We start from the raw sequence: 13,169 nt of genomic DNA, 5'->3' as shown, positions 1-13,169 counted from the left end.
GCTATTGTTGTGTATCGCGCGAACGATACCATGCGGCGGTCGCTTCGAGGCCCTGTCTTGTCGTATACGGCGGATGCCAGCCGAGCACGCGCGTGATCCGGCCCGTATCGAGCTGGAGGCTGCCGGTCAGACGGTCGATCGCCGCGCGGCGGCCGGTCAGCGTCCCGAGCGCACGCAGCACGGCGGACGGGACAGCGATCAGGCGGGCCGGCTTGCCGAGCGCATCGCCGACCAGATGTAACAGGCCCGTGACCGACGGCGCATCGTCGTCGGCGACGTGGAAACATTCTCCGGCGGCACGCGGATCGATCGCGCATTGCAGCAGCGCGTCGGCGAGATTGTCGATATAGATGATGCTGCGACGTGCCGCGATGGAACCGAGCGGCAGCGGTATCCCGCGCGCTACCGCGTCCATCATGCGCAGGAAGTTCGCGCGGACTGTCGGACCGTAGACGAGCGGTGGCCGAACGACCACGACGTCGAGCCCGTTCGACGCACCGAATTGCGCGAGTTCGCGCTCCGCGCGCAGCTTCGAGCGACCGTAGGCGTCGTGCGGGTTGGGTTTCACCACTTCCGATAGCGGCACCCCGCCGTCACCCTCGCCGACCGCCTTGATGCTGCTCGCGTAGACGATGCGGCGCACGCCATGCTGGCGCGCGGCTTTGGCGAGACGTAAGGTACCGGCGACATTGGTGGCATCGAACGCAGCGTCGGGATCGGGCGACTCGTCGCGCATCACGTGTACGCGTGCGGCGAGGTGGATCACGCAATCGGCGACAAGATCCGTTGGCCATCCTTCGTCGAGGCCGTCGAAATCGGTGGCGTCGTGCACCCATTCACGCACGCCTTCAATGGATCCGCCCGGGCGTCTCACCAGGGCGGTCACGGTATGCCCGGCGTCCAGCGCGCGGCGGCAGACCGCGCGACCGACGAAGCCGTTTGCGCCGGTGACGATGAGGTGGCTCACCACAGCCTCCAGCCAAAGCGGTTGTAGAACTTGAAGGCTGACGCGGCGAACATGCGGATGTGTGCGAAGCCCTTGCGGGACGCACCGCCGCCGTGGTGGATCACGCGGACCGAGGGGACGTACGCGACGCGCGCGACGTCATGGGTGCGGAGGCTGAGGTCGTAGTCCTCGAAGTAGAGAAAGTAGCGCGGGTCGAAGCCGCCGAGCCTCTTCAGGACGTCGGTGCGGAACAGCATGAAGCAGCCGCTGATGATCGGCGGGTCCCAGACGATGTCGTGATCGTTGATCAGGTCGCGCATTTCGTAGTGAGCGAGACGACCAGCAAACCACCGGCGCATACGTACGGGCAGGAAGCCGCGGACAAGCAGGTCGAGCACCGTTGGATAGCGGCGACACAGATACTGCTGATCGCCCACGTCGTGGCCGATCCATGGCGCGACCAAACCGGTGTCGGGGTTCGTGTCGAAGAACTCGCAGCCGCGTGCGAGCGCATGTAGGTCCAGATCGATGTCCGGGTTCAATATCAGATGAAAGCGACCGGTAGTTTGCCTGATGGCGAGATTGTGACCGCGACCGTAACCTACGTTGCCGTGCCCCGTCAGCAACCGGCAATCGATGCCATGCTCACGTAGCCGATCAGTCATCACGCGCACGTCGCCGAGGCCACCATTATCGACCAGGAACAATTCGACCGAATGCTCTGCCGAGATGGCACGCATGCGCTCACACGCGGCGGCCAGGCTCACGAGCGTCTGCTCGAGCCGGGCGATATCGGGTTGATAAACGACGATGGAGACCGAGAGTCCGCAATTGGACGGAGGCGACGCGCTTGTAGGATTCATGCGGGCTTCGATTGCGCGCTGGCGTTGGATTGGCCAACGTTAAAAGTACCGGGATTCGTTGCAGACAGATGCGACCCGGGTTCCGGCTCCGGATCACGCAGGCTCGCCAATTGTAACCTTCGCGGCCCCATCACTGCGGAACAGCGCTTCTTGGGTGATAGAATCCGTCCGTTGCTGCCAGCCAGACTTCGCTGTCCTGACGCAGGCGAGCGCCGGCCGCTACGGCCGACTCGACGCGTTCCTGAAGCAGGTACGCGCTCCAGTATGTAGCGGTGTACCGAAACCTTAATACACGAACCAACCGAATATCAAATGACTGTTGCAATTATCACCGGCATTACAGGTCAGGATGGAGCTTACCTCGCACAGCTTCTCCTTGAGAAAGGCTATACCGTGTATGGCACTTATCGCCGTACGAGCTCGGTGAACACCTGGCGAATCGAGGAAATCGGCGTTGCCGATCACCCCCAGCTTCACCTCGTCGAATACGATTTGACTGATCTTGGATCCAGCATCCGCCTGCTTCAAACCACGCAAGCGACGGAAGTCTATAACCTCGCGGCGCAAAGTTTCGTCGGCGTCTCGTTCGACCAACCCACGACCACTGCACAGATCACCGGTCTGGGTGCGCTGAACCTGCTCGAAGCCATTCGAATCGTCAATCCTGCGATTCGCTTCTACCAGGCCAGCACGTCCGAGATGTTCGGTAAGGTCCAGGCCGTCCCCCAGACGGAAACCACCCCGTTCTATCCCCGCAGCCCGTACGGCGTCGCCAAGCTTTATGCGCACTGGCTCACGGTCAATTACCGCGAGAGCTACAACATCTTCGGTGCCAGCGGGATCCTGTTCAATCACGAATCGCCTCTGCGCGGGCAGGAATTCGTCACGCGCAAGATCACGGACAGCCTCGCGAAGATTCGCCTCGGCAAACTTGACGTGCTGGAACTCGGCAACCTCGACGCCAAGCGCGATTGGGGTTTCGCGAAGGAATATGTCGAAGGTATGTGGCGCATGCTTCAGGCCGAGCGCCCCGATACGTACGTGCTCGCGACCAATCGCACCGAAACCGTTCGCGACTTCGTGTCCATGGCTGCCCAAGCGGCAGGCTTCGAGCTCGCCTGGCAAGGTAGCGGCGAACAGGAGGCTGGCGTCGATGCGCGCTCGGGCAAGACGATCGTCAGGATCAGCCCGAAGTTTTACCGACCCGCCGAAGTCGATTTGCTGATCGGCGATCCGGCCAAGGCGCGCAAAGAACTCGGCTGGGAGCCGAAAACAACGCTTGAACAACTTTGCCAGATGATGGTCGAGGCGGATATTCGCCGGAACGAAGCCGGGTTCTCCTTTTAAAAAAGCATGGCAAAGGTCTTCGTAACGGGGCTGGATGGGTTTACCGGCCGCTATCTCGCGGAAGAGTTGACCCGATTCGGTCACGACGTGTGTGGTGTCGTTCGCTCGAAGAAAGCAGATATTCCATGGCGAGCGCACGTCTGTGATCTGCTCGACCGCGAAGGCCTTACCCATACGTTATCTGCTGAAAAACCCGACGCGGTCGTGCATCTTGCCGCGATCGCATTCGTGCAACATGGCGACGTTGGCGGGATCTATCAGACCAACGTCGTCGGTACCCGCAACGTGCTCGACGCACTCGAACGCGCCGGATGCCGCCCCCGGTCGATATTGCTCGCGAGTAGTGCAAACGTCTATGGCAATAGCGAACGGGAAATAATCGATGAAAGCGTCCCGCCCGCGCCGGTAAACGATTATGCGATTAGTAAGTACGCAATGGAGCTGGTTGCGCGGATGTGGGCGGGAAAGCTTCCGATCGTCGTTGCAAGACCATTCAATTACACGGGTGCGGGGCAGGACGACAGATTCGTGCTGCCGAAGATCGTTCGTCACTTCCGAGACAAGACGCCCCGAATCGAGTTGGGCAATCTGCACGTCGTGCGCGATTTCTCGGACGTTCGCTCCGTGGCTTCCGCCTACCGCCGGCTGATTGAAGGTGATTTTGCCGGCCGCACTTTCAACGTTTGCTCCGGCACAGGACATTCACTTCATGATGTTCTGTCCATCATGCAGGAGTTGACTGGGCAGGCACCGGAAATATGCATCAACCCGCAGTTCGTGCGGGAAAACGAGGTTTTCAAGCTGATCGGAAATTGCGCGCAACTCGAGCAAGCGATCGGAAGCGTCCAGTCCATTCCATTGAAGGCCACGCTCGCATGGATGCTCGAAAACTCACCGGAATAATCCGGTCAGGGCTCTGACGTCGACAAGTGCGTGGGCAGCATCTCGGGCCTCGTCGCGACGCGCTACCTCTGCGAACCAGCGCCCGCGACGCTTGAAGCGCGGGCATCGATGAACATCAAATCGGGCGGGTATCGCGCATCCACGGCGATTTGGCGAATGTTCATCGCGGCCGGCGCGTTCGTCTATCGTGAGAGGCACGACATAATCCCCCAGACCGCGCATCTCGGTGACCGCGGTCGCGACGACACATGCGCCGCCCCGGGAAAACTCCAAGCATTCCGCAGGATCGACATGAGAAACACACAACTTGATGGTCTTCGAGGCTGGGCAGCGTTGTCGGTGGCGATTTATCACGGCATCAATATTCCGTCGAAAGCTGCTCATGAAGCACTGATGCTGCCCATGCAGGCCCAAACCTCCTCGTATGCCGTCGCCACCAAGTTGCTCGTCGCGACTTTCAACGGAAGCCTCGCGGTCGTCATCTTCTTTGTCTTAAGCGGGAAGGTATTGCTTGAGTCGCTCATGCGATCTCGGAAAAGTATGCCGGAGAGCTCAATCGATTTTACGATCAAGCGAATCCTTCGCATCTATCCCCCGCTTTGGGTAGCGCTCGCTGCCTACGTGCTCATGTTCTTCGTCATGCGTAAATTCGCTGGATGGGGAGCGGTGCCCGACCTACACCTCGTCCTGGTCAATGCGACATTGACCAAGATCACGATGTACGGCGTCGCTTGGACATTGGTTGTCGAGTTGCTGGCAGCCCCGTTGATCTTGATGGCCGCATGGTCTTACAAAAAATATGGGGCTCAGGCGCTCTTCATTCTGCTTGCTCTGCTCCTGCTATTCAAAGACAGTCCGATTCTCGGATTCCTGCCATATTTTTCGACATATGCGTTTCTCTTCGCGCTGGGCTTTCTCACTTGCACCAATTTTGGAAAGCAACTCGCCAAGGATGTACCAGGCGTAAGTGCCTCAGTCGTCATGCTGCTGATGATCTACGGCGTCCTGTTTACTCAATACGATTCGCCCAATGTCGTCGTCTTTCAAGGACTTGCTGCATTCCTGCTTATCGCAATGATCTCTGAAGACAAGGATACCTGGCCAAAGCGATTCTTCAATCTGCCAATATCCCAATTCCTAGGACATATTTCGTTCAGTCTCTACCTACTGCACCCGCTCGCTCTCGAGTTGCTGGAGCATTGGGCCGACCGCCTGACCGGAAACGGCTTCAGGGAGCACTATCTTGCCTCCGGTGTTGTCATTGGAATCCTGACTCCCATGCTCACCATCCCGATTGCCGCACTAATGTACAAATATGTCGAGACGACAAGCATAACTCTCGGCAAGGTGGTCTCGGACAAGATTTGCGGAGCTTTGTTCGGAAATACCATCAAGGCGACGAATAATTTGCGATAACCCTAGCCGCGGAACGCGCTGAATCTATCCGCTAATAAGCGTAATGCGGTAACTCCGAGGGCACTCCTTCCGGGCACCGGGGAGGCGCGACGGCAACGAGCACACGAATCCAGCACCATCTCCGTGCCGCCGTTTGTGGTTCCGAGCCGTTTGCAAGGACGTAGCGAATCCGCACTCGCTCCCAAAAAACGAAAGGCGACGAAGTCAATGGCGCTCGAGCGCGGCAGCAGCTCTTTTCATTTGTAAATGGCCTGCGAGGCATTGCAGCGTCACAGGTCGTTGTACTGCACTACGGCGCCGCGTTTCTTCCTGCGCTCGTACGAGCCGGATCTCCTGTCCACTTTGATTGGGAGCAGTCCGCAAGCGTTTCGCCGATGTTTCTGCTCGCGCAGGGCTACACAGCCGTCTACGTTTTCTTTGTGATGAGCGGATTCGTGCTCGGATCTGCCTTTATTCGATCGCAGGCCTCGGTTCCCGCAGAGATTGCAAGCGGTTCGTACGTCTCTTTCTTCCCGTCTTCACTGCGGTCATACTCGGATTTGCCCTCTTGCGTCTGGCACCACTGGCACGGACCGAAGCATGGACGGTGAGTCAGTCGACATGGTTGGCCGGGCTCTATCAGACGCCCCTGAATACTCGTCTCGTCTGCAGCGATGCTCTCCTCCATTCGTTGCTGCTGGGATATGGTCCCAACTCGCTGTTCGAGAATGCGGGTGTTCTGAGTCCGGTCATTCAGATCTCGCAAGCCATTGACCCGCCCCTGTGGACCGTACACTATGAATTCTGGGGGTCGATCGCACTCATCGGGTTATCCGCGCTCTACAAGCGTTTCGCGAGGTGGGCGGCGATAGCAACGATCCTGACAGCGATCGCGGTCACGGGAACCAGTTTCCTGTGCCTGTTCGTGCTCGGATTTGTTCTTTATCTGGTTCACGATCGCCTGTTTTCGGTACACAGGCCTTTGGCTGAAACGGCCGGGATCGCGCTACTGGTGACCGGCATCTGGCTGAGCGTGTCGTCCAACCAGAGAGTCATTGCCGACGTGTTTGAACTGTCTCGGAAGCTTCCGGTCATGCATGCCTTCGATGCATTTCAGTTCCAATGGCAAATCAGCGCGCTTTGCCTGTTTACCGGGTTTCTTTTGAGTGCGAGGCTGAGATGTCTGGGATCTGGCCGAGCGGTCCAATGGCTCGGCAAAATCTCCTTCAGTCTTTATCTCATACACTTTCCGGTTCTGATGACACTGGGCTGCTGGTTGTTCGCGAGGCTGCAAAGCAAAGGCTATCTGTTTGCCTCCGGCGCGTCGCTCATCCTTGGCTTTACTGCCCCACTGCTTCTCGCCACGCTGGTTGAGAAGCTCGTCGACAGGCCGTCGGTAGCGCTCTCGCGGATGTGTGCCGAAAGCAACCAGCGCCCTTACCTTGACGCACGGAGTTAGCATGAACTGCCGGTAGGTGGCGGCAAGTCGACGATCTCAGCCGTCGGCCATGCCGGTCGACCAAAATCCGGCAGCACGCAGACACCGGGCAGTCGATGCACGCTCGCCAATGGATCCATCGGCCGCACCGCTCGCGGACGGCCAAAGACACGATCTACAGCAACTGCAACCAGTGCTTGTGTGCGGATCCGCGAGTCAGAAAGTATGGCTTTACGGAATATCCAAGACAATCGAACACACGCTGATGTCGCTTGTATATCCGAAATGCATCCTGCGGGACAATCAAGCGACGCCACAGACCTGGCTTCCCCTGCCAGCCGTGTCGGTTCGGCGTCGCGCGCATTTTCTCCATGCTGAGGCTGTCGAGCAACGGGCGAACCCGCTGCGCATCCCCGCCTAGGGCAGTGACCTGCGAGCCGAGCACATGCTCGGGATCACGAACCGCATCCTCGTACCGCAAGCGCATCACCTGCGCATCGTTCCACCATTGATAGGTGACCGATAGCAGATCTTCGGCCCCCGTACTTAACGCGTATTCAAGGAACTCGCGCGACGTGGGGCTCGCAGTCGCGAGGTTACCAGGCAGGTTCGTGTTCCCCTCCAGCCACCTCGATGTTCCCGGTTCGTATTTGATGTAGTGCAGCGCCGAGATAAGGACATCGAGCGGATGCCTTGCCACCGTAAGCACGGTGAATCGATTGGCGCGAAGCCACGCCTGAAAATTCGGTTCACGGTACCAGTGAATCTGCAGAAAACATCTCGCCGGCAATGTGGACGGTGCATCGAGATAATTGTGGACCGCGATTTCCTCCATCTGGAGTGCTCCCGCGATCGTCGACCGAATCCACGAATTGCCACTTCTTGGCGAGCTCACAACCGCGATGCGCGATACTTCGTCCATTGATGTTTCCAGAGATGCAACTGTCTAAAGTCGTATGGCGACGGCCATCGGCCGCGCCACGCTTTCTCAAATAAAAAACGCAGTCGTCACGCGCCTGCCTTGCTGAGCTCGTCTGCTGAACAAAAGACGAGCTCGATGTCGGGATTCATGTACGACACCGCCGTTGAAACATTGCTCACGATATGCAGCAGTATGTGGCAATAAGACATCGTCATCGCATCCCGGATTACTTCCCACGCCATTCTGGCGTCCCAGTTAGCCTGGTTCGCGGCGACAAGGTGCTGCACCTGGAATCCTTCTGCTCGTCGCTGTTCGGGTGTGAGCTGATCGTAGCGCGCATCTTCCGCGTTCGTCGTTCGACGGACGTCGGAATAGCACGCCATCCGGTCACCAAACTCGGCCCGGAATGCATCGACGACGCGATCCTGATCCGTCGCGAGAAATACTGCCCACTCCGACGAGTGCTCGTCGATTCCTCGAGCGTTCAGCTGAGAGCGGACCTTGTCTATATACGCCTGCACGTGTGCGATCTTGCCGTCGGGTTGTTCGATGACGTGACTCGGATGCTTGACGTGCGCCGCAATGACGAATTTGCCTTCGAAGTGGCGAGCACGAAATTCGTCGAGTTCGCTCTGATATTTTTCCTGAAGGCGAACGTGATCCTTGAAGACTTTGTGATACTGCCGGCGAAATCGAGCAAATTGTCCGCTCGTATACAGCTTATAGGCGTGAATATAGGTGAGCTGCGGTTCACGGTCCGCATTGAAGGTCGCAAGCGGTGGGCGCCCCTTTTTGTATAGAAAATCTGGGTCGTCCATTTCCTCTTCGGTGAGACCGTAAAGGGGCTGGAAAAGTTTGGACCAGACATTCCCCTCGCCCGGGCGCCCATAGCAGAAGCTCGTAAACTTGTCGGTGCCCAGCCGATCGATCATGCGATCCACATTCCAGTCGGGCAAAACCATGTGACATCTCTTGTCACCTTGGTCCCACACCAAATGACTCATGAATGCATTGAAGACCGAGAAGAAGCCGCCGTCATGCGCTTGCGCGATAACGCGATCCACACCCGGCAAGGCGGCGGAACGAGAACCGATCACACGCTCGACCGTTGCAAGCAATTGCGCCGGGGGTCTGGCGAAACGCGACCCTTTTTCCCGGGGGCGAAAGGACCGGAGCCGAGTGTCGATCAATTCGCCATAGTTCACCGCCAGGTTCGTAAAGCTGAATTCGGCAGCAAGCTCGCGCCGCACGCGCATCGTCTGTCCACTCAGGCCGGATGACACGTACTCGAAAGCATCCGTCAGCGCAGTCGCTATATCGGCAATGTTAGCCGCATATTGCCGTCCTGCAACCAGGTTGTCGATCTCCGGATAACGCGCAGGCATCGCGATCGTCGCCGGTATCGCGAACACCCCAGGCGCCGGGTACAGATCGTTATGACCGCCGACGTTGGTGATTGCCAGCACCTTGCCCAATGCGAGTGCCTCTCGCGGGCCGATGGAATAGCCTTCCCCACGGGAGCAATTGACAAAAATGTCGCAACCTTCGATCAGCGCGTTCTTTTCCTGATCGCTGAGCGGTGCACAACTGATCACGATATTTCGTGCATCCCGACCCTCAACCAGTCGTCGGACGCGCTCAAGGCTGTCGCCGATTGCAAGATTCGAGTGAATGGTCAGTTCAACATCATCGCGAGATCCGAACGCCTTGATGAACCCCTCAACAAGTGCCTCGACACCCTTGCGCGCATGAAACGCAGCGATCGAGCAGAACTTGATCTTGCCGCCCGACGGCGCTCTGAAGGGTCGACTCAATAGCCGTTCGATGTCCAGCGCGAGCGGCAGCGTACCGACGCCGATCTCGACACCCGACTTCAACGCGACATCTTCCAGATGTCGACTCATGAATAGCGCGAAATCGAAATGCTCGTTGAGAATATTGACCCACTGCGACGGCAACTCGTCGGAATCGTAAGCCACATGGGCAAAACTCAACGCATCGCGCGGAACAAGCGTGTAGTTGAAGTCGTATGCACCGTTCCACAGCACGTCCGTGTAAAAAGCGACCTTCACCCCCGACAGATCCGTGCATACAGGAATCGCAGTGCCGTTCGGCAGGACGATCTCGCGTTCCGAACGGAAGTGAGGCTCCGTCGGAAAAATGGAGATCGAATAATATCGACTCAGCAACTCACACGCGGCGAAAGTGACCGCGCCAATGCCCGTCCCAAACGTACACCGCCCGATCACGCAAATCGAATCTGATTCAGCTGCCAAAACTTGCTCCGTAGAAACCATGACTATCGTCGAATTGCGAGCTTGATACTACGAAGTGGTTTCGTCAGCCGCCACGACGTACTGGCAAATACTGCTCGAAGTGCATCCGCCGATTTCCGTGCCTCGGCGGCGATCTCCGCTGACAACTGTTGGTTTTGCGATTGCAGGACTGCCACGAGCCCTTCCAGCTCTTCGTTCCGCGATTGAAGAGCTGCACTTCGCTGCTCGAATTCTTCTTTTTGCGACCGAAGCGTCATAATGAGCCGTTCGGACTCGTCGACACGCGAGAGGAGACGAATTCTTTCGTGACTCAGCCATGCGGCGTGTCTCGACGACTCGTAGAGTTCCTGATAGCAACTGTCGCTTTCGCGACCGAGCGCCGACACCCGCTTCTCACTGTCCTCAAGCTGTGCACGCAGCGCTTCGACCTCTGCCCGAAGAGATGCACCGAGGTCTTCATTACCCATGGAGCGCTGCGCGTCCGGCTCGGAATCGTCGGCCTCCCGCGTCGATTCACCATTGGATTTGTGTGTACCATTGCTCGTCTGAAAATCAATGGCGCTCAGCCTTGCCTCCAGATTCTCACGTGCGCCCTTCTCCAGAGCCCATCCCTTTTGTGCTTCGGCCAACATATTCTCCATATTCTGGCGGCCTTCCCTTTCCATCAACCAGCCATCTCGCACTTCGTGCAATTGCCGTGTCACATCCGAGAGATTTGCCTCCAAATCTGCCGTTTTTCGCACGGCGTTTGCCTCGGCAGCACGAACGAAGCCATCGAACCAGTTTGGCGGCGTCGCAAAAGCCGGTGCGAGTTCTGCGAATTTCTCATCGGCAACGTAAAACCGATTCAATCCGTCGAAATAGACGAAACGATATTTCGCGTTCAGCAGGAACTCCTCCCAATCGTAATGGGAGGGAACGGGTGAGTTTGGCTCCGTTGCCTCCACCAGTACGATCCACGGGCGGAATCTGTCGAAATCCGCACTCGCGAGCACCTCGCGCTCATTCCCCTCGACATCTATCTTCAGGAAGTGAATCGATCGATCGCCAACATATTTCTCGCAAATGTCGCTCAGCTTTGTGACGGCAACCGTTATCTGACTGACATCCCAATTCGAGTCCCGGTACGAGTCGGCCAGCCTTTTCACGCCGGTTGAAATCCCGTTACCGCCGTCGACCGCGAAATATCGTGCAGCCGTTCGTTTATTCTCGATCGCGATTTCCAGATTGACATCCTCCGGTCGCGCTTCGACGAGACGACCAAAGGGACCGCTCATGGGTTCGATATTTATGCCACGCCAGCCACGCTCATAAAAGGCCGCAGTGACTGAATCCGCATACGGCTCCGAGGCGCCAACGTCTATGTAAAAACCACGCTCTACCTTGGCAAGAGCGCGCCACAGCATGACGTCTTCGAAGTTCTGTGCGTACGATACAAATTTCATCTGTTGGACAACGCTCGGCAACGATGGATTGAGGGGACGGCGAGTTCGCGCGCGAAGCAACGAGCCCACTCCGTGCGAAGCGTCTTACTTTCTGGCGGTTGCAACGTTGTTGCAATACCAGTCATAGGTGGCTGCAAGAGCGTCCTCAAACGGCACCCTGGGCTTGAATCCCAAGGCCTTCAGGCGCGACACGTCGTATGCACGCAATTTCTGTCCGTCCGGCTTCGTCGCATCCCACTCGACGGTGCCTTGGTAGCCCGAGATGCGGCACAGCGTATCGACCGTATCGCGGATCGTGTGCGACTCACCTGTCGCGATATTGATCGCACCGCTATGTTTTTCCGCGACGAGACGCATGGCATAGGCAGCGTCCGAGCTGAACAGGAAATCGCGCTCGGCCTTCCCCGTTCCCCAAACCGTGAGGGGTTGACCCAAGTCGACGGCCCGTTGAAACTTTGACACGAGCGACGGGATGACGTGGCCGAACTTCTCGTCAAACTTGTCGTAAGGCCCAAACAGGTTGGTGGATACGCAAAATGCGTAGTCGATACCGTACTGCTCCTTGTATGCCTCCAGTTGCGCAAGCATGCTCCGCTTGCTATGCGCATACGGCGCTTCGGAATGATGCGGCTCGCCAACCCAGATTTCGTCCTCGGACATCGGCAAGCGAACGCGATCCGAGTAAATTGCCGTGGAACCCATTGCGACAATCTTGCGGCAACCGGTCTGGCGAGCTGCATCGATCACGTTGGTGTTGATCCGGACGTTGTCGAGGTATGCAACACCGCGGTTGGACATGTTCCCCATAATTCCATAGACGCGCGCGGCCAAATGGAACACAAGTGTGGGACGCAACTCGTCGAAGGCGCGCTCCGTCGCGATCTGATCCCTTAAATCAACGTCTCCGCTTGCAATTGCAACAACGTTCTGGTATCCAGCATCGCTCAACTCCTTCTTCAGGGCGCGGCCGATTACGCCGCCTGCCCCGGTGATCAAAACTCGCTCGCTCGATACGGTCATGCCTAGCCTCTCTTTATAGCGCGCCGATCCGAGCATTCACGTAGTTGCCACAAATCGGGGAAATTGACACAAGATGGTTGTCTGACAACCTTCGCAACTTAACTTTACAGCGAGCGAAAATTATAAAGAAATTTTAAATCACTGAACTGTGCGCCCGGGAGCATTTTTGAGATGAGACAGTCCGAACCGGACAAATCCGTTGCCCAGATTACCGCCGGAAGGCGTATTTTTTGATGACGTCGTGCGGTTGTGATCGTTGTCCCGCGCAGCGGGCACGCCCCTCGTTCCGCGGCGGACCGCCATGCAGCACGTTCTACCCGGAAAATCTCGTCACTGGATCCACGCCAGATTACCGATTGACAGGTATCGGCCATATTGAGATTAGGGTCGCATTAAAGTTCGAGTATGAACCACCGAACGCCCAGGATGCGCCAAGAACGGCACGAGCATTTTGACCGTCAAATCACCTGGCACCGGGGCCTTTCGGGTTGAATCCATCCCCCTCCCGTCCGCGTGGCGACCAGAAGAATTATCTGAAAGCACTTGGCCTATGGTCGACGCGGAGTGAAGCGGCGACGAGCGCCGCCTGCCCCAAGCCTCGCCATCGAAGCAGG

General features: G+C 57.7%; 10 protein-coding genes. 4 read left to right on the top strand and 6 right to left on the bottom strand.

All coding sequences use genetic code 11. The features are described 5' to 3' along the window. Position 1: 1 nt before the first annotated feature. Both CFB81_RS04060 and CFB81_RS04055 read right to left on the bottom strand, forming a co-directional pair. On the bottom strand, positions 2-967 hold the full coding sequence (locus CFB81_RS04060) for an SDR family oxidoreductase (protein ID WP_089435323.1): 966 nt from the start codon (positions 965-967) through the stop codon (positions 2-4). Then, positions 964-1,809 carry a glycosyltransferase family 2 protein gene (locus CFB81_RS04055; protein WP_089434643.1) on the bottom strand — a complete coding sequence of 282 codons (846 nt, stop codon included), beginning with the start codon at positions 1,807-1,809 and terminating at the stop codon, positions 964-966. The genes CFB81_RS04060 and CFB81_RS04055 overlap by 4 nt, the downstream gene beginning before the upstream one ends. Positions 1,810-2,121: 312 nt before the next feature. Here CFB81_RS04055 and gmd point away from each other — a divergent pair, with 312 nt between their 5' ends. From gmd to CFB81_RS04035, 4 genes are all read left to right on the top strand, one after another. Beyond that, entirely contained in the window at positions 2,122-3,156 is a 1,035-nt protein-coding gene (gene gmd, locus CFB81_RS04050; protein ID WP_089434642.1) for a GDP-mannose 4,6-dehydratase, read from the top strand. 6 nt (positions 3,157-3,162) lie between these two features. Beyond that, positions 3,163-4,059, top strand: coding sequence for an NAD-dependent epimerase/dehydratase family protein (locus CFB81_RS04045; RefSeq protein WP_089434641.1), 897 nt, complete (start codon positions 3,163-3,165; stop codon positions 4,057-4,059). 30 nt (positions 4,060-4,089) lie between these two features. Next, positions 4,090-5,475: an acyltransferase gene (locus CFB81_RS04040; protein ID WP_089434640.1), complete on the top strand. Its 1,386-nt coding sequence runs from the start codon at positions 4,090-4,092 to the stop codon at positions 5,473-5,475. Positions 5,476-5,821: 346 nt separating this feature from the next. After that, positions 5,822-6,913, top strand: a complete 1,092-nt coding sequence (locus tag CFB81_RS04035; protein ID WP_089434639.1) for an acyltransferase — start codon at positions 5,822-5,824, stop codon at positions 6,911-6,913. A 154-nt stretch (positions 6,914-7,067) separates the two neighbouring features. Here CFB81_RS04035 and CFB81_RS04030 read toward each other — a convergent pair whose 3' ends face one another. From CFB81_RS04030 to CFB81_RS04015, 4 genes are all read right to left on the bottom strand, one after another. Further along, complete coding sequence (locus CFB81_RS04030; RefSeq protein ID WP_143328560.1) at positions 7,068-7,814, bottom strand: sulfotransferase domain-containing protein; 747 nt, start codon at positions 7,812-7,814, stop codon at positions 7,068-7,070. Between the two features lie 86 nt (positions 7,815-7,900). Then, on the bottom strand, positions 7,901-10,111 hold the full coding sequence (locus CFB81_RS04025; protein ID WP_089434637.1) for a glycosyltransferase: 2,211 nt from the start codon (positions 10,109-10,111) through the stop codon (positions 7,901-7,903). A 2-nt stretch (positions 10,112-10,113) separates the two neighbouring features. Further along, complete coding sequence (locus CFB81_RS04020) at positions 10,114-11,496, bottom strand: FkbM family methyltransferase (protein ID WP_256975921.1); 1,383 nt, start codon at positions 11,494-11,496, stop codon at positions 10,114-10,116. A gap of 123 nt (positions 11,497-11,619) precedes the next feature. After that, positions 11,620-12,555, bottom strand: coding sequence for a GDP-L-fucose synthase (locus CFB81_RS04015; protein WP_089435322.1), 936 nt, complete (start codon positions 12,553-12,555; stop codon positions 11,620-11,622). Positions 12,556-13,169: the final 614 nt, after the last annotated feature.

This window comes from Burkholderia sp. AU28863, from assembly GCF_002223195.1.
Lineage (GTDB): Bacteria > Pseudomonadota > Gammaproteobacteria > Burkholderiales > Burkholderiaceae > Burkholderia > Burkholderia sola.
Note: the sequence above shows the minus strand (reverse complement) of the source record. Positions and strands in the feature narration are given on the sequence as shown.